At 65.2% G+C, this 21,914-nt stretch carries 20 protein-coding genes and 1 pseudogene; 4 read left to right on the top strand and 17 right to left on the bottom strand.

The window, feature by feature from the left end; all coding sequences use genetic code 11:
* Positions 1-22 precede the first annotated feature (22 nt).
* From ABD683_RS10985 to ABD683_RS10955, 7 genes are read right to left on the bottom strand one after another with little or no spacing between them, the layout of a single operon-like run.
* A complete protein-coding gene (locus tag ABD683_RS10985) occupies positions 23-1,288 on the bottom strand; it encodes an acyl-CoA dehydrogenase family protein (protein WP_344769919.1) in 1,266 nt (421 codons plus the stop codon).
* A gap of 1 nt (position 1,289) precedes the next feature.
* Positions 1,290-2,858: a class I adenylate-forming enzyme family protein gene (locus ABD683_RS10980; protein WP_344769917.1), complete on the bottom strand. Its 1,569-nt coding sequence runs from the start codon at positions 2,856-2,858 to the stop codon at positions 1,290-1,292.
* Positions 2,859-2,885: 27 nt separating this feature from the next.
* Positions 2,886-4,403 (bottom strand): sugar ABC transporter ATP-binding protein, encoded by a 1,518-nt coding sequence (locus tag ABD683_RS10975; RefSeq protein WP_344769916.1) that lies wholly within the window; start codon positions 4,401-4,403, stop codon positions 2,886-2,888.
* Positions 4,400-5,527 (bottom strand): NHL repeat-containing protein, encoded by a 1,128-nt coding sequence (locus tag ABD683_RS10970; RefSeq protein ID WP_344769914.1) that lies wholly within the window; start codon positions 5,525-5,527, stop codon positions 4,400-4,402. Before ABD683_RS10970 ends, ABD683_RS10975 begins: the two co-directional genes overlap by 4 nt.
* Positions 5,524-7,647: an ABC transporter permease gene (locus ABD683_RS10965; RefSeq protein ID WP_344769912.1), complete on the bottom strand. Its 2,124-nt coding sequence runs from the start codon at positions 7,645-7,647 to the stop codon at positions 5,524-5,526. Before ABD683_RS10965 ends, ABD683_RS10970 begins: the two co-directional genes overlap by 4 nt.
* Before the next feature lie 28 nt (positions 7,648-7,675).
* Positions 7,676-8,746 (bottom strand): sugar ABC transporter substrate-binding protein, encoded by a 1,071-nt coding sequence (locus tag ABD683_RS10960; RefSeq protein ID WP_344769911.1) that lies wholly within the window; start codon positions 8,744-8,746, stop codon positions 7,676-7,678.
* A 36-nt stretch (positions 8,747-8,782) separates the two neighbouring features.
* Positions 8,783-9,796, bottom strand: a complete 1,014-nt coding sequence (locus tag ABD683_RS10955; RefSeq protein ID WP_344769909.1) for an ABC transporter permease — start codon at positions 9,794-9,796, stop codon at positions 8,783-8,785.
* Positions 9,797-9,947: 151 nt separating this feature from the next.
* Between ABD683_RS10955 and ABD683_RS10950 the strand changes: the two genes are divergently transcribed.
* Genes ABD683_RS10950 through ABD683_RS10935 form a run of 4 tightly spaced genes read left to right on the top strand, consistent with a single transcriptional unit; the run spans position 9,948 to position 13,457 of the window.
* Positions 9,948-10,577: a TetR/AcrR family transcriptional regulator gene (locus ABD683_RS10950; RefSeq protein ID WP_344769907.1), complete on the top strand. Its 630-nt coding sequence runs from the start codon at positions 9,948-9,950 to the stop codon at positions 10,575-10,577.
* 11 nt (positions 10,578-10,588) lie between these two features.
* Positions 10,589-11,350 (top strand): 3-hydroxyacyl-CoA dehydrogenase, encoded by a 762-nt coding sequence (locus ABD683_RS10945; RefSeq protein ID WP_344769905.1) that lies wholly within the window; start codon positions 10,589-10,591, stop codon positions 11,348-11,350.
* A complete protein-coding gene (locus ABD683_RS10940) occupies positions 11,347-12,312 on the top strand; it encodes an NAD(P)H-dependent flavin oxidoreductase (RefSeq protein ID WP_344769903.1) in 966 nt (321 codons plus the stop codon). The genes ABD683_RS10945 and ABD683_RS10940 overlap by 4 nt, the downstream gene beginning before the upstream one ends.
* 2 nt (positions 12,313-12,314) lie before the next feature.
* The gene (locus ABD683_RS10935) at positions 12,315-13,457 is read left to right on the top strand and encodes an acyl-CoA dehydrogenase family protein (RefSeq protein WP_344769902.1); all 1,143 of its coding nucleotides are present in this window, start codon (positions 12,315-12,317) and stop codon (positions 13,455-13,457) included.
* A 79-nt stretch (positions 13,458-13,536) separates the two neighbouring features.
* Here the strand turns inward: ABD683_RS10935 and ABD683_RS10930 are convergent, their stop codons facing one another.
* The 10 genes and pseudogenes from ABD683_RS10930 to ABD683_RS10885 all read right to left on the bottom strand — a co-directional run bounded on the left by ABD683_RS10930 (position 13,537) and on the right by ABD683_RS10885 (position 21,853).
* Positions 13,537-14,937 carry an NADH-quinone oxidoreductase subunit N gene (locus ABD683_RS10930; RefSeq protein ID WP_344769901.1) on the bottom strand — a complete coding sequence of 467 codons (1,401 nt, stop codon included), beginning with the start codon at positions 14,935-14,937 and terminating at the stop codon, positions 13,537-13,539.
* Positions 14,934-16,379 carry a complex I subunit 4 family protein gene (locus tag ABD683_RS10925; RefSeq protein ID WP_344769899.1) on the bottom strand — a complete coding sequence of 482 codons (1,446 nt, stop codon included), beginning with the start codon at positions 16,377-16,379 and terminating at the stop codon, positions 14,934-14,936. Before ABD683_RS10925 ends, ABD683_RS10930 begins: the two co-directional genes overlap by 4 nt.
* Positions 16,376-18,136: an NADH-quinone oxidoreductase subunit 5 family protein gene (locus tag ABD683_RS10920; protein ID WP_344769897.1), complete on the bottom strand. Its 1,761-nt coding sequence runs from the start codon at positions 18,134-18,136 to the stop codon at positions 16,376-16,378. Before ABD683_RS10920 ends, ABD683_RS10925 begins: the two co-directional genes overlap by 4 nt.
* Complete coding sequence (nuoK, locus tag ABD683_RS10915) at positions 18,133-18,432, bottom strand: NADH-quinone oxidoreductase subunit NuoK (RefSeq protein WP_344769895.1); 300 nt, start codon at positions 18,430-18,432, stop codon at positions 18,133-18,135. Before nuoK ends, ABD683_RS10920 begins: the two co-directional genes overlap by 4 nt.
* The gene (locus ABD683_RS10910) at positions 18,432-18,932 is read right to left on the bottom strand and encodes an NADH-quinone oxidoreductase subunit J family protein (protein ID WP_344769894.1); all 501 of its coding nucleotides are present in this window, start codon (positions 18,930-18,932) and stop codon (positions 18,432-18,434) included. The genes nuoK and ABD683_RS10910 overlap by 1 nt, the downstream gene beginning before the upstream one ends.
* Positions 18,933-19,102: 170 nt before the next feature.
* Positions 19,103-19,330, bottom strand: a pseudogene (locus ABD683_RS10905) (4Fe-4S binding protein); the annotation flags it as partial.
* Positions 19,331-19,448: 118 nt separating this feature from the next.
* Positions 19,449-20,417, bottom strand: a complete 969-nt coding sequence (locus ABD683_RS10900; protein WP_344769892.1) for a complex I subunit 1/NuoH family protein — start codon at positions 20,415-20,417, stop codon at positions 19,449-19,451.
* Positions 20,410-20,952 carry an NADH-quinone oxidoreductase subunit C gene (locus tag ABD683_RS10895; RefSeq protein WP_344769890.1) on the bottom strand — a complete coding sequence of 181 codons (543 nt, stop codon included), beginning with the start codon at positions 20,950-20,952 and terminating at the stop codon, positions 20,410-20,412. The genes ABD683_RS10900 and ABD683_RS10895 overlap by 8 nt, the downstream gene beginning before the upstream one ends.
* A complete protein-coding gene (locus ABD683_RS10890; protein ID WP_425548497.1) occupies positions 20,949-21,497 on the bottom strand; it encodes an NADH-quinone oxidoreductase subunit B in 549 nt (182 codons plus the stop codon). Before ABD683_RS10890 ends, ABD683_RS10895 begins: the two co-directional genes overlap by 4 nt.
* Entirely contained in the window at positions 21,485-21,853 is a 369-nt protein-coding gene (locus tag ABD683_RS10885) for an NADH-quinone oxidoreductase subunit A (RefSeq protein WP_344769888.1), read from the bottom strand. Before ABD683_RS10885 ends, ABD683_RS10890 begins: the two co-directional genes overlap by 13 nt.
* Positions 21,854-21,914 lie beyond the last annotated feature (61 nt).

The raw sequence follows: 21,914 nt of genomic DNA, 5'->3' as shown, positions 1-21,914 counted from the left end.
ACGTCGTGTCGTGGTCGGCAACTTATCGACTCTCTCGTGAAGCAAGCAGCGCGGCACGCCTAGAGGGGACGTGCTCCGTCGGGACATCGCCGGGTGGTCGTGCGTAGTTCTTGAGGACCTGCCGTGCGACCACCTGACGGTGCACCTCGTCTGGGCCGTCATAGATCCGGGCGGCGCGCGCGAATCGATACATCGACTCGAGCGGGAGATCTGACGAGTAGCCGAGAGAACCGTGTGCTTGGAGAGCGCGGTCGATGACGTCGTGCAGCATTCCGGCGCCCCAGAACTTGATCGCGCTGATCTCGGTCCGTGCAGCCTTCACCCCGTGGGTATCGATCTTCCACGCTGCATGAAGTGTCATGAGGCGCATGGCGTGCAACTCGGTCCACGAGTCTGCGATCGCGTTCTGAATGCTCTGCTTCTCGGCCAGAACAGACCCGTGGCTGTAGCGGTACAGCGACCGTTCGCACAACATGTCGAGAGCTCGCGAGGCTTGGCCTATCCATCGCATGCAGTGGTGGATCCTTCCCGGTCCAAGACGCTCCTGCGCGATGGTGAACCCCGCTCCACGCGGCCCCAGCATCGCGTCGGCCGGCACACGTACGTCCCGGAGGGTGACTTCTGCGTGATTGTCGAACTTCCCATAGATCGGGTTGGCGTCCTCAAGGGTGCCAAGCTCGCGTACGACAGTGAGTCCTGGCGTGCCCTCGGGAACGATCAGCTGCGACGCGCGCCGGTGAGGTGGCGCGTCCGGATCAGTCACCACCATCACGATGAAGAAGTCGGCTATCGAGGCGTTCGTGATGAACCACTTGTCGCCGTTGATGATCCAGTCGCCCGACTCGTCCTGCACCGCCGAGGTCGAGAGCAGCGTCGGATCCGCTCCGGCTCCCGGCTCAGTCATGGCATATGCGGAGTGGAATCGCCCGTCGAGCAACGGAGTCATCCACCGTTCCTTCTGCTCATCCGTGCCGTGCCGTGCCAAGATCTCACTATTGCCGGAATCAGGCGCTTGGTTGCCGAACACAAGCGGGCCCAAGCGAGTGCGTCCACTGATCTCGTGCATCAGTCCCAGCTTGAGCTGCCCGAAACCCCGGCCGCCCAGCTCGACGTCCAGGTGCGCTGCCCATAGTCCGCGCTCTTTGACCTTCGCTCGCAGCTTGTCGAGCTCCGCGTCGAGCTCAGGTCCTTCGTCGGACACCTCGAGCGGGATCACCTCGTTCGCCACGAAGTCCCTCATCCACGCAAGCTCGCGCTCGAAGTCCTCATCTGTCTCGAATGACCACATGTCACCGGCCCCCATCTGTTGTTGAGACCTCACGTGCGGCGGCATCGCGCAGCGAAGACTTCTTGATCTTTCCTGACGCGGTGCGCGGCAGGGGTTCGTTGGTCAGTGTCCAGAGCCGCGGCACCTTGAATCCGGCGAGGCGCTCGCGACAGAAGCCGCGTAGCTCGTCCTCGTCGACCACTGCACCGGATGCGAGTACGACGTATGCCCTGCCGATCTCGCCCAGGCTGTCGTCGGGCACCCCGATCACGGCCGCCTCCGCGACGCCTTCGTACTGCAAGAGGACGCGCTCAATCTCTGCCGGGTAGACGTTCAGGCCGCCCGTGATGAACATGTCCTTCACCCGTCCGACGATGTACAAGTACCCGTCCTCGTCGAGGTAGCCGCTGTCGCCGGTATGGAACCAGCCACCGCGAAACGCCACCTCATTGGCTGCGTCAGCCTTGGCGTACCCGATCATGGTCCCTGGAGAACGGCAGATGATCTCGCCGACCGTTCCCACCGGCACGTCGAGATCTCCCGGGTCGACGACCCGGAGCTCGGTCGCACTCATGGCCTGGCCCGCAGATCCTCGCTTCGCGATCGCATCCTTGTCGCTCAGGAACGACATGATCATGGGTCCTTCGGTCATGCCGTACGACTGCGCCAACCAAACACCGGGAAGGAGCCCCTGCACCGTCTCGATGAGCTCGATCGGCAACGGCTCACCTCCTGACAGAAGTAGCCGCAGTGCGGGCAGCGGCCTGTCGACTGAGAACCCTGACTCCACGACGCGGCGCAACACCGACGGCACGAGCAACACGATCGTGCCGCCGTGCTGTTGAAGCACCGACACCAGATGCTCCGGGTCAAAGCTCTGGCTGGGCATGAGCACGACCGTGCCGCCAACCCAGAAGAGCGGCAGGGTGAAGTCGTGGAACCCGGCGGCCCAGCACAGGGCGGGCACGCACACGTACACGTCTTCGCGCTTCAACCCGAAGTCGGTGATCTGTTGCGTCATGTTCCACATCAGGGTGCTGTGGGTGTGCACCGCCGCTTTCGGCAGACCCGACGTGCCGGAGGTGTATTGCAGCAGCACGACATCATCGGCTGACACCTCGCCGAATCCGTCCGACGCAGGGACAGGTTCCCTGAGCTGCTCGTACGAAGTGATTCCCGCGCACTCGCCGACCGCGAACCACTGGCCGTCTCGCCGGCTCGTGGGATCGATGGCCGAGATCCCCTTCTCGAACGTCTCATGCACCACCAGCCAGGTGGAGTCAGAGTCGCGCCATATGTGAGCGACTTCGTGCGGGCTGAGGAGGTAGTTCGTCGGGACGATGACTCCGCCGAGCGAGGCGACCGCGAAGAACAACTCGACGTATTCGATCCCGTTGGGGAGCAGCGCGAGCAAGCGGTCTCCGTGCTTGAATCCTCTGTCGGACAGCCCGCTGGCGATGCGATCGATCTCGGTGGCGAGCTCGGCGTAGGTCAAGGATCTGTCTTGGAAGACCAACGCGGTCGCATCGGGATCCCAGGACGCCGACATGGAGTTCTTGATCAGCGTGTTGCGTAACGTGAATCCAGCCATCTCAGCTCCCACCCGCTCGTCCGCGCATCAGTGCACCGCCGCAAACATGACATCTTCTTCGGAGGACGTGTCGGGATCGAACTCAGCCACGACTCGTCCGGCCCTCGCGACCAGGATCCGATCCGAGAGAGCGAAGATCTCTGGAAGGTACGACGAGATCAGGACGACAGCGGCTCCCGCGTCGGCGTACTCGCGAATCAGCTGATGGATCTCCTCGATCGACCCGACGTCCACGCCCCGCGTGGGCTCATCAAAGATCACAACCCGTGGCGGATGAGTCAGCGACTTGGCCAGGACCACCTTCTGCTGGTTGCCGCCGGAGAGCTCAACCACCTTGGCGCGGGGGCTGATTGCACGGATGCGGAATCGGTCGATGAAACGGGTGGCAATACCCTTCGCCGCGCGCGAGCCGCCCAGGAGGGATAGGTGCCTGTCGCCCGCCTTATGACCGATGTAGATGTTCTGCGCGATCGACATCGTCTCGAAGAATCCGTTGAGCTTTCGGTCCTCTGTGATGTAGACGATCTGCTTGCGCACTGCCTGGCGCGGAACACGGAATCGAACCGCTTCGCCATCGACGAGTACGCGTCCGCCGTTGATGCGGTTGCGCTTCAACGCACCGGACACCACCATCGCCGCTTCGCTGCGGCCCGAGCCGACAAGGCCCGAGATTCCCGTGATCTGGCCCGCGAACGCAGTGAACGACATGTTGCGCACCATCGAGCCCATCGTGAGGTTCTCGACGCTCAACACACGATCACCCACCACAGTTCCTTCGGCAGGGGGCCGACGCGTGTATTCAACGCCGCGTCCGACCATCAGACGCACGACATCGTCGCGACTCAGCTCATGCGTCGGCGCAGTTCGCTGCCGGACACCGTCTCGCAGCACAGTCACGCGGTCAGCAATGGCGAGCGACTCCTCAATGGCGTGGGACACGAAGATCACTCCAGCACCCGACTTCGTCAACTGCTTGATGGCACCGAACAGCTGCTCGGTCTCCTCTGGCGTGAGGGTCGCCGTCGGCTCGTCGAAGATGACAATCTTGGCATTTCGCCTGATGGCCCGCGCGATCTCGACCATCTGCTTCTGGGCACTTCCGAGCGAAGACACCATCGCCGTAACCTGCACCGGGAAGTTCATCGAACGCAACAGCTGGCGACCCTCGATGTTGAGTGCGCGGATACGAGACAGGAGCTGCTCGTCACCCAGCCGGAGATTCTGGGCCACAGTCATGGTCGGCACAAGGCTGGTCTCCTGGTAGACCATCGCCACACCATCTTTCAGTGCCTGACCGGGCTTTGTGTACTGCTTCAGCTCGCCATCAAAGAGCATTTCGCCCTCGTCGAGACTGATCGCTCCAGAGATGACCTTGCACAGAGTGGACTTGCCCGCGCCGTTCTCGCCGAGGAGCGCGTGAACTTCACCAGCGCGAAGCTGGAAGTCCACGCCTTCAATAGCGTTGATGCCGGAGTACGTCTTGGTTCCCCCCTTGATTTCGAGGAGGACGGGCGCCTCTGGGGCGACATCGAGGTCTTCGGTCATGCTTGAAACTCCCCATCGCTAGTCAGTACGAGGCGGCCACCTCGGCAAGCCACGACAAGGCGACTCCCGCTGACCGTCACACCGGTCACACCTGACCGCGGTGATCCGACTCTCGCGTGCCAGCTCCCTGTGAACGTCCCATCCGATTCCATCCGCGCCACAAGCCCGTACGCGCGTGGAGGCGCCCACGGCTTGGTGACGTTGAGATGCTTCATCGAGCCGATCTGCAGCGGTTCCCAGCGCTCACCGTCCAGCCGGAGGGTCGGGCTGATCCAGTACTCCGGGTCGATCGTGTTCACCATCTCGGCACGGTATTCGTCCTCACGAAGGACAAACTCGACCAAGTGTGTGCGCAGCGACAAGAAGGAGACGAGGACTTCGCTTCCCGGTCCCGCTGCAAGGCGAGCGGGGTATCCCGGCAACAGCGCGCCGACTTGCACCACGGGACCCCCCTCAATCGGGCCACGTACGACCCGGTGACGCCACGTCTCCGTCACCAGCAGAGAAGTCGAGTCCGTCGAGTCGACCTCGATGCCACCCGCCCAGGCAAGCCCGTCGAAAACGACGCGTGGAGGACTTGCTGAGTCTGCGAGGGTCACCTCGACCACCCGACCACTATGACCTTTCGTCATCAAGTCGCGACGCCATTCGTCGGGGCCATGAACCTGGCTCCCCTCAGAAACGAAGAGACGGCCGCCAATGAGCGCCGCATCGGTCGGGCAGGAGAGAACGCCTCCCACCGTCTCGCCAACCGAGAGCGTGCCGTCCGTTCGCACGGTGAGTCGCTGCACCGGGGCGCTGATCTGGCATACGTACACAGTCGTCTTGCCATCAGTTGCCATGGCGCCCACCGGCGCGTCGAAAGTATGCGTCGAGGCAACGGCCCCGCTGTTGGGATCGACGACGTGTATCCGCGAGTCTGCGCTCACCAGCACCCAGTGGCCGACCGCAACGACATCGTCGGGCTCGGAGCCCGTCTCTGCCCACAGAGGGGTGAACCCGTCGAGCGCGTCGTTGGGGCTGAGGCCACCGTCGAGCACCGGGATCGAGCGATCCTCAGCACGGGACGGCCGCAGAAAGTCGTCGACTGCACGCACTTGTCGGCGTATCGCTGTGAGGTTCATCGCTGACCAGCTCCCTCGAGCTGCTTGGAGTCATGGTCCTCGACCTCGTTGACCTTGACCCTGCCGAGTCGGTTGTTGGTCAGACCGCCGAGGTAGAGGTATCCGTCGTACTCACGCATCGAGGTGATGACCGCGTGGTCGCGTTGCTGACCATCCCACAAGGACTCGAGCACCTCCCCTTGCTCTGTAACCTTGATGACGCAAGACGTGTTGAGGTTGGGAAGCAGCCACTCATCTGTCGGCACCTCTTTGATCATGCGGCGGCGAAAGCCTGGGAGCTTGCAGGCCAGATCCCACGAGGGAGTCCGCATGCCGGCAAAGGCAACCCAGTAGGTGCCATCCGAAGCCCTGTTGATGTTGTCGGGGATGCCCGGGAGGTTGACGGCAAATGGCTCGAGCTGGCCCTTCTTCGGTCCCTTGATCCAGTAACGATCGATTCGGTAGAGGTTGGAAGAGTTGATCAGCACTGACTGTCCGTCGTGAGAGATGCAGACCCCGTTCGGGAACGCGTAGTTGCGCAGCTCGACACTGGTCTTGCCGGTCGACGGGTCGTAGGACAGCAGGCGTCCGTTAGGGCGCGACTCGATCAGATCGAGGAAGAACTCGTCCCCGTCGAACCTCGTGCTGGCATCGCTGAAGTAGACGATTCCGTCGTCTGTCACGTCCAGATCGTCAGCCAACCGGATCGCCGAATCGTCGTTCACTCGGTACCACGTCCGCCGCACCTCGGTCGATACCCCGCTCACGGCCCCGGTCTGACTGACTTGATACATCCCCATGCCGGCGACACAAATCAGTACATTGTCGTCGGCGTCGACAGCGACGCCGAGTGGATGCCCGCCGACGCGAGCGAGCAACTCCGGCTCACCCTCTGCACCGGGGATCCGCCACAGGTATCCGCGCCTGTCACCGCAGTAGATATTGCCGTGGCGATCCACGACGACGTCTTCCGGACCGTCGAGCACGTCACGACCAATGGCTTGAGCGCCCGTGAGCTTGTCGTTCAGCGCCCATACGCTGCCCGGCTCGTAGATGTCCGGCGACTTCTCAATCTTGAAGCGACCGGGCACGAGGTAGATCTTCTGAATGGCCTTGCCCCGGTTCTTGCCCCACTTGAGGTCGATCGCGGCGAAGACCAGCAGGATTATCGCGAGGACAACCTGGAAGAGATAGCGCTCCTTGCCCTGCAAGATGAGGCCCTGCGATATCACGCAGACGACCAAGGTGCCGATCAGAGCCCTCATCGCGGTTCCGCGACCGCCGGCGAGGCTGACTCCACCGAGCACCACAGCGGTCAGGACGCTGAATTCCAGCCCCTGGCCCGTGCGGGCGGACGTTTGCTCAAGACGACTGGCGATGAGCAGGCCCGACGCGCCTGCGAGCGCGCCCGAGACCACGTAAGTCGATGCGGTGATGACGGCGAGGTTCATACCGGCTCGCCGCGCAGAGGTCCGCGAGGAACCGACGGCTGTGACCCGCCAGCCCCAACGAGAGCGGCTGAGCAGTAGATGGATCACAGCGGCAACCACGATGAGGATCACCAGCGGCATCGCGATTCCCGCAATTCTGCCAGCGCCGATGAACGTCCACGAGTCGTCGAATCGACTCAGAAGCGCGAGCTTCGAGCTGTAGTCCTCGTCGATGAACTCTGCGATGGTCCGATACGCCAGCAACGTGACGAGGGTGGTGATGAAGGGTCGCGTCTTGAGGAAGGCGATGAGGAACCCGTTGACCCCGCCCATCGCGGCACCGATTCCAATCGATACCACTGCTACGACCAGCACTGGCCATTCGAGCTGTTTGTACATGATGAGCGCACAGCTGTTGACCACCGCGACGACGGCACCGACGCTGAGGTCGATGCCGCCGCCCACGAGGACGATCGTCATGCCAAGTGCGACGAGCCCGAGCTCGGCCACACTCTGCGACATGGTTTGACCATTCGAGGAGGTGAAGAAGCCTTCTGTCGTGAGACCGAAGTACGCGATCACGCCGATGAGCAGCGCCGCCGGGACGACTGCTTCCATCCAACGCTTGCCGAGCAGCTCGGCGAGCGTCCGCTGGAAGGAGAATCGGTTCCCCCAGCCCATACCGGTGAGCGAGTACGCGTCACGTGACATCTTGATCTCCTCGATTGGATGAGTCGGACTACTTCTTTGACCAACCGGGCGGCGTGTCGTAGCACGATCCCGGCTCGTCAGCGTTCGACTTGTCGATGATGGTCGTGGCGGTGAAAACGGCAGTCTTGCTCGAACCGGCCTTCACTCCGCCCTGCATCAGGTACTGCGTGATGGCAACAGCGGAGTCGCCCATCGCCGTACCGCCGCCGTAGTTCACGGCAGCCGTCAGAGTTCCCTCACTGATCGCCTTGCAAGCACCGATGCTGGAGTCCATGGTGTAGACCCCGATGTCGCCGTCTTTGCCTGCGTCGTGGACGACCTTCGAGACGCCAAGCATCATTCCGTCCCAGTTACCCAGGAAGGCACAGAGGTTGGGGTTCTGTTGCAGCAGAGTTCGCGCCACGTCGCCTGCCTTGCTGGGGTCGTACTGACCGGGCTGCGTGGCGACGATCTTCATGCCCTTGTCCTTGAAGACGCGCGTGGCGCCCTGCACGGCAAGAACCGATCCGCTGTCTGAGCCGAATCCAGAGATGATGGCAACTTCCTTGTTGCCCTTCTTCGTGCAGTCATCGGCGACGCGGGTGGCCAGTTTTGCTGACATTCCGTCCCAGTTCGGACCAACGAATGCATCACTTTGGGCGTTGGAGCCCAGGTTCAGGACGATGACGTAGATGCCCGCGTCTTGCGCCTTCTTGATGAGGCTCGCGAGTCCTGAGACGTCCGAGTTCTGGACGATGAGCGCATCGGCCTTCTGGTCGATAACAGTCTGGACCTGCTGTGCCAGGACTTGGTTGTCGTAGTTTGAAACGGTGTATTCGAAGTCGACACCCGACTCGTCGAATCCAATCTTGGCGCGGTCGATCCATGACTGCTGAAGCGCGTTCGCATCGCTCAGAAGGACCATACGAACCTTCTTGCCCTTGACGTTCTCCAGCGTCTGGGTGATCACTTTTCCAGGCGTCGAGACTGCAGGCAGGCCGCCGGACCCGTCAGAGCTGCTGGAATTTCCCCCGCCGGACCCGCTTGTGCACGCACTGATTGCGACCACGCTGACCGCCAGCCATACGGCCAAGCGCAGCGCGCCAATTTTCCGTGTCATGTCATTTCCTTCTTCTAGGGACGCGATGCGCCTGTTTTAGAGTTCGCCGACCCGAGCGGTCTCTTCGTCACGTGGGTGCAGAACGCTGTCAAGCACGATCGCGAACATCACGATCACCGCCTTCGCCAGTGCCTGCTGAATCGTGTCGAAGTTGAGGAGGGTCATCACGTTGCCGATGACACCAATGAGGAGAGCGGCGCACACGACCCCACCAATCGATCCCCGCCCGCCAGCGAGACTCACGCCACCGATCACCACGACGGCCACGACGTCGTAGAGGAGCGTGCCGGCCGCAACGGTGCGCAGGTCAACCGAGCCTGAGACCGAGACCAATGAGATGCCGCCAACGAATCCCGCGACCGCGGACACCAGGTATGTGAAGACCGTCAGAGGTCGGACTGGAAGTCCAGCGAGTCTGGCCGCCTCAGGATTGTCGCCGAGCGCGTACAGATAGCGGCCGAGATTTCGCGAGAGCAACCATCCGACGAGGCCAGCTGACAAAGCAAAGAGCCACACAGGGTTAGGCACGCCGATGACGGAGTCCCGACCCAGCCAGCGCATGAAATGCGCCTCTGACGGCACGGTCATGATTTCAGTCTTCAAGTACGCCATCCGGAAGATGCCGAGGTACAGGAGCGCGGTGGCGAGGGTCACGAACAGTGCCGGAATCTCCACATAGGCAACAAGCACGCCGTTCACCAACCCGAGCATCAATGCGATGACGAAGGCCCACATGAGGCCCGCAAGCTCGGCATTCCCGTTGACGACGTACTGAACGACAAAAGCTGATGTCACGCCCATGGTCATGACTACGGACAGGTCCAGCCCGCGCGAGATGACCACGACGGTCATCCCTATGGCGAGGATGCCGAGAGTGGACGCACTCCTCGCAGCATTCAGCAGATTGGTCGTTGAACCGAATGAGTCCAAGGTGACCGAAGCTACCAGGATGATGAGCAGCAAAAGACCACCAACGATGTAGCCCTGGTCGCCTGACAACAGCCTCCGCCGCACCGCGGCCACGGTCGGTGTCTTCGTCGTGTTCGTCACGTGGTCTCCTTGTATACCGACTGATCAGTACAGAGACATAGTGACCGCCCTCACACTCCTCGTCAAGCCTCCGCAACGATTTAATTTGTGGCGCCATGGCCCAAACCAGTCAGAGTTGACCGGTCTCGGACTGCGTCGTACGCTGCCTGACGTGATTGCCAGCGAGCTCCGTTCCACAGACGCGCGGGGGCGACAGGAAAGAAGCGTCGAGGTCCGCCGTCGCATCCTCGACGCGGCAGTCAGCGTCCTAGTTGACGAAGGCTTCGCGCAGGCGACGACCCTGAGAATTCAGGAGAAGGCTGGCGTGACTCGAGGCCGCCTGCTGCACCACTTCCCGTCCCGGGACGTGCTTCTGCTCGCTGCTGCGCACCACCTCGCCACAGAACGGATGCACGAGACTTTCGGCCGCACCGAGTGGCCCAGCGACCCAGCGGAGCGGATCAACGCGGCGATCGACACGATGGGGGCGACGTATGGGCAGCCCTATTTCTGGGCAGCCACCGAGCTGTGGATTGCGGCACGCTCGCACCAAGAGCTTCGCCATGAGCTGTTACCAGCCGAGCAGCAACTCGGTGCACTGATCCGCAGGTCAACTGACACGTTCTTTGGACCCGTGCTGGCCGCACACCCTCTCTACCCGCTGGCACGGGACATGGTTCACACCAGTCTCCGCGGCATTGCCCTCACGACCGCCTTTGACCACCGACCACAAACGATGGCCTCCCACATCGAAAAGCTGAAGATCCTGACCCGGCAGATCCTCCTCCACAACCCCCACTAGAAAGCGATCACATGGACGTCACCAACTCTGTTGCCCTCGTCACGGGCGGCGCCTCCGGCCTCGGCCTCGCCACCACCGAGGCCCTCGTCGCCGCCGGCGCGAAGGTCGTCATCCTCGACCTTCCCGGATCGCCGGGTGAAGAGGTCGCAAAGCGCCTCGGTGACGTCGTACGGTTCGCACCAGCCGACGTACGCGATGAGGCCGCCGTCGCCGGCGTGCTGGACATTGCTGCGGAGCTCGGTGACCTGCGAGTCGTCGTCAACTGCGCTGGTACGGGTGACGCGATCAAGACCGTGGGCAAGAAGGGCGCCTACCCCCTCGACTCGTTCAAGCGGATCATCGACATCAACCTGATCGGAACGTTCAACGTGGTCCGCCTCGGTGCCGAGCGCATTTCCCAGCTAGAGCCGATTGGCGAGGAGCGCGGCGTCATCATCAACACCGCGTCGGTCGCTGCGTTCGACGGCCAGATCGGCCAGGCCGCCTATTCCGCGTCGAAGGGCGGCGTCGTCGGCATGACCTTGCCGATCGCCCGCGACCTCGCGAGCCTCAACATCCGTGTCATGACGATCGCTCCGGGCCTGTTCAACACCCCGCTGCTCGCTTCATTGCCCGAGGAGGCCAAGACTTCACTCGGCAACCAGGTGCCACACCCGAGCCGCCTCGGCGACCCGGTCGAGTTCGGCGCTCTCGCAGCGCACATCGTGGCCAACCCGATGCTCAACGGTGAGGTCATCCGCCTGGATGGCGCTATCCGGATGGCTCCCCGATGAAGACGAAGTTCACCGAGGCCTTCGGGGTCGAGCACCCGATCGTCCAGGGCGGCATGCAGTGGGTCGGCGTCGCCGAGCTCGTCGCTGCCGTCTCCAACGCAGGTGGTCTCGGCATGATCACGGCGTTGACGCAGCCGACGCCGGGTGACCTGGCGAAGGAGATCGCCCGTACGCGCGAGATGACCGACAAGCCGTTCGGCGTCAACCTGACGATCCTGCCGACGATCAACCCGCCGCCGTACGACGAGTACCGCAAGGTCATCGTCGACGAGGGCGTCTCGATCGTCGAGACCGCGGGATCCAACCCCGGGCCGCACATGGCGCAGTTCCACGACGCGGGCATCAAGGTGCTGCACAAGTGCACCAGCGTGCGCCATGCGATCAAGGCGCAGAGCCTGGGCGTCGACGGCATCAGCATCGACGGCTTCGAGTGCGCCGGCCACCCGGGCGAGGACGACATCCCCGGACTCGTGCTGATCCCGGCCGCGGCCAAGCACATCGAGATCCCGATGATCGCCTCCGGCGGCTTCGCCGATGCCCGCGGGCTCGTCGCGGCACTGGCGCTGGGCGCCGACGGCATCAACATGGGCACCCGGTTCATGTGCACCACCGAGTCGCCGATCCACCACGACATCAAGCAGTCGATCGTCGACGCCAGCGAGCAGGACACCGAGCTGATCTTCCGTACGCTCGGCAACACCGCTCGCGTGGCCCGCAACTCCGTGAGCCGCGAGGTCGTGGAGATCCTCAACGACGGCGGCCAGTTCGACCAGGTCCAGGACCTCGTCTCGGGCAAGCGTGGCAAGACCGTCTACGAGCTCGGCGATCCCGAGGCCGGCGTCTGGTCGGTCGGCATGGTCCAGGGCATCATCGACGACATCCCGTCTGCCGGGGATCTGGTCACCCGGATCGTGACCGAGGCCGACGAGATCATCGGACGACTGTCGAAGCTGGCGAGCTGACCGTGCCCGCAACACGCCTGATGCCGACCGAGGAGTCAGAGCACCTCATCGCGTTGACCCGCGAGATCGTCGCCAAGGAGCTCGCCCCGAGGGCGGCGGAGGCGGAGGCTACGGCGGAGTTTCCGCGGGAGGTGTTCCGCACCCTGGGCCGAGCGGGACTGCTGTCCCTGCCCTATCCCGAGGAGTACGGCGGGGGCGGGCAACCGTACGAGGTCTACCTGCAGGTGCTGGAGGAGATCGGCGCCGCATGGGCGTCGGTCGGCGTCGGCACCTCGGTGCATGCACTGTCGTGCTTCGGACTGTTCACCGCCGGCACCGACAAGCAGAAGCAGGACTGGCTGCCTTCGATGCTGTCGGGCGAACAGCTCGGCGCCTACTGCCTGTCGGAGTCACATGCCGGCTCCGATCCGGCGGCGATGCGTACCAAGGCGGTCCGCGACGGTGACTCGTACGTCATCAACGGCGCCAAGGCCTGGACGACCCATGGCGGACATGCCGACTTCTACAAGGTCATGGCCCGCACATCAGATGATGGTGGTCGCGGCATCTCGTGCTTCCTGGTGCCCGCCGACACCGAAGGGCTGACGGCCGACACACCGGAGCAGAAGATGGGCCTGATGGGCTCGACGACCGCCACGATGCTGTTCGACAACGTACGCATCCCGGTCGAGCGTCGACTCGGCGACGAGGGGCAGGGGCTGCCGATCGCACTGGCGGGCCTCGACGCGGGACGCCTCGGCATCGCTGCCGTGGCCACGGGCCTGGCGCAGGGTGCACTCGACGCCGCCGTGACGTACGCCAAGGAGCGCGAGACCTTCGGCAAGGCGATCATCGACCACCAGGGCCTCGGCTTCGTGCTCGCCGACATGGCCGCCGCCGTCGAGTCAGCCCGGGCGACCTACCTCGCCGCAGCCCGCATGAAGGACGCCGGCCACAAATACAGCCGCCAGGCATCGATCGCCAAGCTCGTCTGCACCGACAACGCCATGAAGGTCACCACCGACGCCGTCCAGGTCCTCGGCGGAGCCGGATACACCCGCGACTTCCCCGTCGAACGCTACATGCGCGAGGCCAAGGTCATGCAGATCTTCGAAGGCACCAACCAGATCCAACGCCTCGTCATCAGCCGCGACCTCGCCCGCTAGACCCGCACCGACCGCGATTTGTGACCTTCGAGGCGTCAAAGACGCCCGATGACGTACGTAAGGTCACAAATCGCGGGGGCTAGGGCAGGTTCGACAACAGCAGGGCGGGCCAGGCGCTGAGTGCCACGATGCCGAGGGCGCCGAGGATGACGACTGCCTTGGCGATGCGCACGGAGAACGGCGGGGACGGGCTGACGTACGCCTCACCCTGCGGCTTGTCGAACAGCACCGCGACAAGCCGCAGGCAGTAGGCGAGGCCGAGCATCACGTTGACCGCCATCACGACGGCGAGCCAGGTCTTGTCGGCCTCGATGACCGGCTGGATCACGACGTACTTCGTGACCAGGCCGATGATCGCGGGCGGGAACCCGGCGAGCGTCAGGGCCGCCAGCACGAGCGGGATGCCGGTCGGCGGATCCGTACGGGCGAGCCCGCGCAGCTCGTCGTAGTCGGTGCTTCCGCGCAGCCGGAGCACCACGGCGAGGGCGGCGAACGCGACGAGGTTGGCGAGAACGTACGCGGCGAGATACTGCAGCGCAGCCTGTGACCCGATGCTGCCCGAGACGGCCACCGGCGCGAGCAGGAAACCCGCCTGCGCGACCGATGACCACGCCAGCAGGCCGACCGCGTTCGACTGGCGGAGCGCGCCGACGTTGCCGATCGTCATGGATGCCGCGGCGACCACGGCGACGAGGGCGGACCACGTGCCGTACGCGCTCGGCAGCGCCGCCTCGAGCACGATCATCAGTGCGCCGATCGAAGCCGCCTTGGAGACCGACGACAGGAAACCCGCGACCAGGATCGGCGCACCGAGGTAGGCGTCCGGGATCCACATGTGGAACGGCACCGCGCCGAGCTTGAACAGCAGGCCGATGATGGTCAGCAGCACGGCCACGGTGACCACCGAGTGCGGGACCTCGGTGGTCTGCAAACCGACCGAGAGGCCCTCGTAGTCGAGCGTGCCGGCCGCACCATAGAGCAGCGAGATGCCCATCAGCGTCACGGCCGTGGCGACGACGGAAGCGAAGAAGAACGTCCACGCCGAACGGATCGCCCGCCGATCGCCGTGCCGGAGCCCGACCAGCGCGATCGACGGGAGCGACAACAGCTCCAACGAGACGATCAGCGTGACCAAGTCACGGGCCGAGACCATCAGCAGCGCGCCGGCCGCCGAGCTCAGCAGCAGGAAGTGGTACTCCCCCGGCGGCATGGCGTTCTCGAAGTTCATGACGTTGGACGCCACGACGACGAACAACGAGCCGGCGAGGATGATCAGCGACAGCGCGAACGTTCCCTGGCCCACGTCGTCGTGGAGCCGGAACAGCTCAAGTCCGGCCGCGACGAGCGCCGCCGTCGCGGGGAGGCCCGAACCCAGCCAGGTGCGGCGCGGGAAGAACGCGTCGACCAGCAGCGCGATGACGGCGCCGGCGGCGAGGATCGTGGCGGGCCCGGCGACCGCCCAGTCGATGGGGATGTTCATCCGGCCACCTCATACAGGCCGACCAGCAGGCCCGGCGCGACGCCGAGCGCGACGATGCCGATCGCGAGGACACCCATCACCAGGGCCTCGCGGCGGTTGAGGTCGCGGTCGCCGTCGTGTGGCACCGGATCACCCTGGGCGATGAGCCGGATGGCGCGGACGAAGTAGGCCGTGGTGAGCGCGATGCCGAGCACCGCGAACCCGAGAAGCGTCCATGCGCTGCCCTTGCTCAGCACGTCGCCGACCTCGTACGCGGCGCGCAGCGACAGCAGCTCACCCCAGAACCCGGCGAGACCCGGCAACCCCAGGCTCGCGATCGCGGCGAAGACGAACGCCACGGCGAGCCACGGCGTACGGGCGTAGAGTCCGCGACCGATCGTGGCCATCGATGCGGTGCCGAACCTGTCCTTGACCGACCCGGAGGCGAAGAACAGCATGCCGGTGATCAGCCCGTGAGCCACCGAGCCGAACACCGCGGCGGCGAGACCGACGTCGCTCATGGTCGAGATCGCCAGGGCCACGAAGCCCATGTGTCCGATGCTCGAGTAGGCGATGAGCCGCTTGAGGTCGTCCTGGGCGTAGCAGGCCAGGGCCGACCAGACGATGCCGACGACTCCCGCCACGGCGACGTACGGTGCGATCCTGGAGAACTGGTCGGGGATCATTCGTGCACCCAGCAGGATCAGCCCGTACGTGCCCAGCTTGAGGAAGACACCGGCGAGGAGCACCGAGCCGACTGTCGGCGCCTTGCTGTGCGCATCGGGGAGCCAGGTGTGCAGGGGTACGAGGGGGGTCTTGACCGCAAATCCGAGGACGATCAACACCGCGGCGAGCAGCGGTGCGTCCTCGACGTCGAGGATCTGCAGCGTCCCGAGCGGCCGCGCGGCGACCACCACGATGCCGACCAGCAGCAGGGCCGATCCGGTGACAGTGAACAGCAGAAACCGCGTCGCCGCCCGACGACGGCCCTCGTCCCCCCCGCTCCCTGAGCTTGTCGAAGGGTCGCCCCACCACGCGATGACGAACCACATCGGGATCAGCGCGAGCTCGAAGAACACGAAGAACAGCAGCAGGTCGAGGGAGCTGAACACGCCGAGCGCCGACGCGCTGATGATCAGGACCAGGCCGACGAGAGCGGGCGAGGTGTCCTCGGCGACGAGCCACACGCAGCACAGCAGGCCCAGCAGCGCCGTCATCAGGAGGAACGGCCACGAGATGTCGGTGACGCCGAGGTGCAGGCGGGCACCAAGGGGCTCGATCCACGACGAGTCGACCTCGCCGGAGACTCCCGTGCTGCCCTCCCAGACCAGCGCGTACAGCACCAGCGACGCCGCCATCGCGACACTGCCCGACACGGCCGCGACGCGTCCGGGGACGGCTCCGCGAAGGATCAGCAACAGCAGTCCGAGGCCGAACGGCACGGCGAGGGCAGCGACGATCATGTCCAGATCACCCCTGCGGCCACGATGGCGATGACGCCGACGGCCATCACCGTGGCGTAGCGCTGCACATTGCGCGACTGGAGGACGCCCAGCAGGCGCGATCCCAGCTGCGCGCCGGCGGCGCCTCCCGCGGGATAGGCGTCGACCCCGTCACGATCGACCGCCACCACGAGCCGCGAGGCGCTTCGGGTGATCGCCGGGATCCAGCGGGAGTAGGGCTCGTCGAGGTCGAGCTCGCGGGAGAGCCGTGGTGCGTCGATGTCGAGCTCGCCTCGGTTGCGCCACGCGTACACGACGACCCCGCCAGCAAAGACGGCGACCGCGGTCGACAACAGCCCGAAGCCGAGGTGGACCGGCTGACCGACCGACAGCGCGAAGGTGGCGACGGCGAGGACCACGACCGGCAGCAGCATCGCCCGCGGCGCCTCGGCTTCGACATGTTCAACCGGCGAGGATGAGTCCGGGCCGAAGAACGTCGTGAGCCAGAGCCGGGCGGCGTACGCCGCGGTGACGAACGTCGTCGCGAGGGCCGTGTAGAAGAGCACCTGGCCGACCGCAGCCGGGAGCTCGGCGTCGCCCTGTGCCGCGTGCTCCAGCGCGGCGAGGACGCTGTCCTTGGTGAAGAAACCGACCGTGGGTACGAGTCCCGCGAGCGCCCCGAACCCGATCGTCATGCTGACGAACGTCACCGGCATCGCCTTGCGGAGACCACCCATTGCCGAGAGCGCGCTGGAGCCGACCGCGTGCATGATGCAGCCGCAGCCGAGGAACAGCAGCGCCTTGAACACGCCATGGGCCAGCAGGTGATCCGTGCCGGCCCCGGGATCACCGGCTGCGATCGCGGAGAACATCAACGCGAGCTGGCTGACGGTCGACCATGCCAGCGCGCGCTTGAGGTCGGCTTGCACGAGTGCGAACAGCGCACCCATCAGCATCGTGATGCCCGCGATCACGGCCAGTGCCACGAGCACCACCTCAGACTCGCGATAGAACGGGAGCATCCGCGCGGCGAGATAGACCCCCGCGGCGACCATGGTGGCGGCGTGGATCAGGGCCGTGATCGGCGTCGGACCGGGCATCGCATCGGGCAGCCAAGTGTGGAGCGGGAACTGGGCGGACTTGCCCACCACGGCGACCAGGACCAGCAGCCCGATCGCGGTCGAGCTCCTGGGTCCGCCGTCTGAGGCGGCGAGCTCGGCACCGAGCAGGTCGTACGTCCCGTAGGCCTGACCGATCACCAGGATCGCGATCACCAGCCCGAGGTCGGCGATGCGGGTCATGAGGAACGCCTTGGCGGCGCCGGCGCGCGCCTCCGCGGTCTCCCACTCGTGCCCGATCAGGAGGTAGGAGCACAGGCCCATGACCTCCCATCCCACGAGGAGGACCCAGAGGTTGGTCGTGCCGACGACCGCGATCATCGCGACGAGGAACAGGATGATGATCAATGCGTACGAGCGGTAGCGCGGGTGGTGGCCGAGGTAGGCCGTCGAATAGATCTGCACCAGCAACCCGACACCGACCGTGAGCAGCACGATCTGCGCCGACACCGGGAAGAGGAACAGGTCGGGAGACAGGTCGGGCATTGGCGGCGTGGATCCCGGCGCCGCGGCGGCGTAGCCGAAGTATCCGCCACCAAGATCAGGGATCGCCCAGATCGCGACCACCACGGCAAGGACCGCTGTGACCGCGACGTACACCCAGCGCGATGTCCTGGCGGCGGAGCCGCGTGAGGAAGGGAAGCGACCGAAGGGCTTCATTCGGCACCGACCTTGTCGACATCGATCGTGCGCACGGCGCGGAACAGGGTGAGGATGATCGCCAGCCCCAGGCCGATCTCGGCGGCAGCGAGCGCGATCGTGAACAGCGTCAGCACCTGGCCGGTATGGAGCTCGTCGCCGTGCCAGGCATCGAACGCCACCAGGTTGAGGTTGACGGCGTTGAGCATCAGCTCGACTCCGAGCAGCATCAGGACGGCGTTGCGACGGGCCAGCACGCCATACACGCCGATGCCGAACAGCGCAGCAGCGAGCACGAGCGGATAGAGGAGTGGCATCAGCGATCGGATCCCGCTCGCGAGATGACGATGGCGCCGATCAGTGCCGCGAGGAGCACGAGGCTGAGCACCTCGAACGCCAGCACCCAGTCGTTGAACAGTGCATCGCCGAGCGACCCCGCCGTACCGATCCGCTGGCCCTCGATGCGCTCACCCTCGAAGCCGGCGACCACGGTGGCGCCGAGTCCACCGGCTGCCACCAGCCCGATCACGGCGGCCGCCCAGCGGTTGCCCGTGACCTCGGCCGACGGACCGGCCGCGGGTTGCCGCGTCATCATCAGCGCGAAGATCACCAGGACCACGATCGAGCCGACATACACCAGCACCTGGACCCAGGCGACGAACTCCGCAGTCATCAGCACGAAGCAACCGGCGATCGCACCCAGCGTGACGACGAGCCACAGTGCGGAATGCACGAGCTGCTTCGAGGTCATCGCCAGCACGGCCGAGCCGACGGCGATGACGGCGAAGACGAGGAACAGGATCTCGGTGGCGCTCACTCGGCGGCGTCCTCCGCATCGAGCTTGGCTTGATAGGCCGCGAGCTCCTTGGACGTCTCGGCGCCGGCATCGAGCGCGGGCGGCGCGGGTACGGTCCACATCCACTCACGCAACCTGTTCATGTCGTGGGTCAGGTCGACGATGTCGCCCTCGGCATACGCGAACTCCGGCGACCAGTGCAACGCATCGAACGGGCACACCTCGATGCAGATGCTGCAGTACATGCAGAGCGAGTAGTCGATGTCGAACGTGTCGAGCACGTTGATGCTGCGGTCCTTGCCGCCCTCCGTCGCCGCCGGGATCGTCTCCTTGTGCGAGTCGATCGTGATGCACCATGACGGGCACTCACGGGCGCAGAGCATGCAGGACGTGCAGTTCTCCTCCTGCAGGGCGATCACACCGCGGCTGCGCGGCGGCAGGTCGGGCTCGACATCGGGATAGTGCGCCGTCACGCTGCGGTGCAGCATGTTGCGCATCGTCACCCGTAGACCCGTGAGCAGTCCTGATCCGAACATCTCAGAGCACCACCAGACAGGTTGTCAGCGTGAGCTGGAGGAGTGAGAGGGGCACGAGGACCTTCCAGGCCAGCGAGTTGACCTGGTCCTCACGCAGCCGCGGGTAGGCGACGCGGGCCCAGATCACGAGGAACGACACCGCGAAGATCTTGAGCAGCGACCACAACCAGCCGAGGTCGTCGGACCACGGCCCGGCCCAGCCGCCGAGATAGAGAACGGTTGTCAGGGCGGCGAGCACGACGATGCCGGCGTACTCGGCGAGCAGGAACATCGCGAAGCGCATACCGCCGTACTCGGTGATGGGACCCATGACGAGCTCGGCGTCGGCGAGCGGCGCGTCGAACGGCGGGCGCTGCAGCTCGGCGAGGCCGGCGGTGAAGAACACGACCAGACCCGGCAGCTGCGCAGCGAGCCACCACCACTCCCACTCGTTCGCGATCGTGACCAGCGAGAGCGAGCCCGCTGCCATGGCGACGCTGGCTGCAGCGAGCACCATCGGCAGCTCGTACGACATCAGCTGCGCGGCGACGCGCATACCGCCGATGTAGGAGTACTTGTTGCCGCTGCCCAGACCGCCCATCAGCGAGCCGAGCACGCCGACGCTCATGGCGGCGAGGACGAAGAACAGGCCCAGGTCGAGATTGACGCCGATCAGGCTGGTCTGGCCGAAGAACGGGCCGAGCGGGATCGCGACCATTGCGACGAGGTAGGGCACCAACGCGACGGCGGGTGCGAGGCGAAACACCGGCCCGTCGGCGGCGGTCGGGACGATGCTCTCCTTCTGCACGAACTTCACGCCGTCGGCGATCAGCTGCGCCCAGCCGTGGAACGCTCCCGCCTTCATCGGCCCGACACGGCTCTGCATGTGCGCCATGCCCTTGTGCTCCATCTGGCCGACGAGCAGCGGCAGCGTCATGAACGCACCGAGCACCAGCAGGCAGCGGAGCACGACCTCGAGGAAGTCATTCATCGGCGACCTCATCGGGCTCGATGCGCTCGGGACCCCATTCGGACGGCTCGGGCACGCCCGGGGGCTTGATGCGACGACGGCCCGGGGAATGGGTCGAGTCGGCATCGCTCTCCCCCGGCTCCTTGGCGCCGGGCCACGGCTTGGCCACCCGCGAGGCGAGCACGAACTCCTTGCGGAGCGGGTGACCCTCGAAACCATCCGGCAGCAGCAACGGGTCCAGCGGCTGCGCACCAAAGTCGATGCCGAACATCTCGTGCGTCTCGCGCTCGTGCCACGACGCACCCGCATAGAGATCCGCGATCGAGGCAACGGCGGGCGACTCGCGGCCGACGTACGTCACCAGCAGCAGGTGATCCAGCGGCTCGAGCCGCGCCAGGTGCACCACGAGGCGGAACCCCGCGGGATGCTCGTCGACGGCCGAGAGCCAGTCGAAGTACGTGTAACCGTCGCTCCTGAGCGAGGCGATGGCGTCATGCCACTCGGCGACCTCGACCACCCGATGAGGTGGACCGAAGGCATTCTCGGCCAACGTCATGCGGGCGGCTCGATCTTGGGGCTGAGCAGCGACGTGGTCGAGCGCTTGTAGCGGTCGGCGAGATTCTCGCCGGCGATCTGCTTCTGCAGCGTCACGATGCCGTTGAGCAGTGCTTCCGGTCGCGGCGGGCAGCCCGGCACGTACACGTCGACCGGGATGATCTGGTCGACACCCTTGGTGACGGAGTAGGAGTCCCAGTAGGGGCCGCCGGAGTTGGCGCAGGAGCCGAAGCTGATGACGTACTTGGGCTCGGGCATCTGGTCGTAGAGGCGCTTGATGGCGGGCGCCATCTTGTCGGTGACGGTGCCCGAGACGACCATCAGGTCGGCCTGGCGCGGGCCCATCGCGAACGGGATGACGCCGAGCCGGATGAAGTCATGCCGCGACATCGACGTCGCGATGAACTCGATGGCGCAGCAGGCGAGGCCGAAGTTGAACACCCACAAGGAGTACTTGCGCCCCCAGTTGAGGATGTAGCGCGCTGGCTTGGGCGCGATCGCCGTGCCGAGGCCCACGGTCGGCATCGGCAGGTCTATTGCGTCCATGACAGCACTCCCTTGCGCCACGCGTAGACCAGCCCCACCACGATGATTCCGATGAAGATGCCCATCTCGACCGCCGCTGCCTTGCCGATGTCCTCGAGCACCACGGCCCACGGGAACAGGAAGACCGCGTCGACGGCGAAGATGACGTACATGAACGCGTAGACGAAGTAGCGGACGTTGGACTGTGACCAGCCCTCGCCGATCGGGTCGACGCCCGACTCGTACGTCACGGTCTTGTCGCGCGCCGCGACGGTCGGGCGGAACAACCGGTTGGCGCCCAGCATGCCGGCGGCCAGTGCGAGGCCCACCAGGATGATGACGCCGACCGCTCGGTAGTCGTCGAGGTAGGCGCCCATGGGGTGAGTCTAGGGAAGTTGTGCCTCCCTGACCGCAAACGCCGCGGCTTTTCGGCCGGAC

It is taken from the genome of Aeromicrobium panaciterrae (assembly GCF_039537165.1).
GTDB classification, from domain to species: domain Bacteria; phylum Actinomycetota; class Actinomycetes; order Propionibacteriales; family Nocardioidaceae; genus Aeromicrobium; species Aeromicrobium panaciterrae.
Note: the sequence above shows the minus strand (reverse complement) of the source record. Positions and strands in the feature narration are given on the sequence as shown.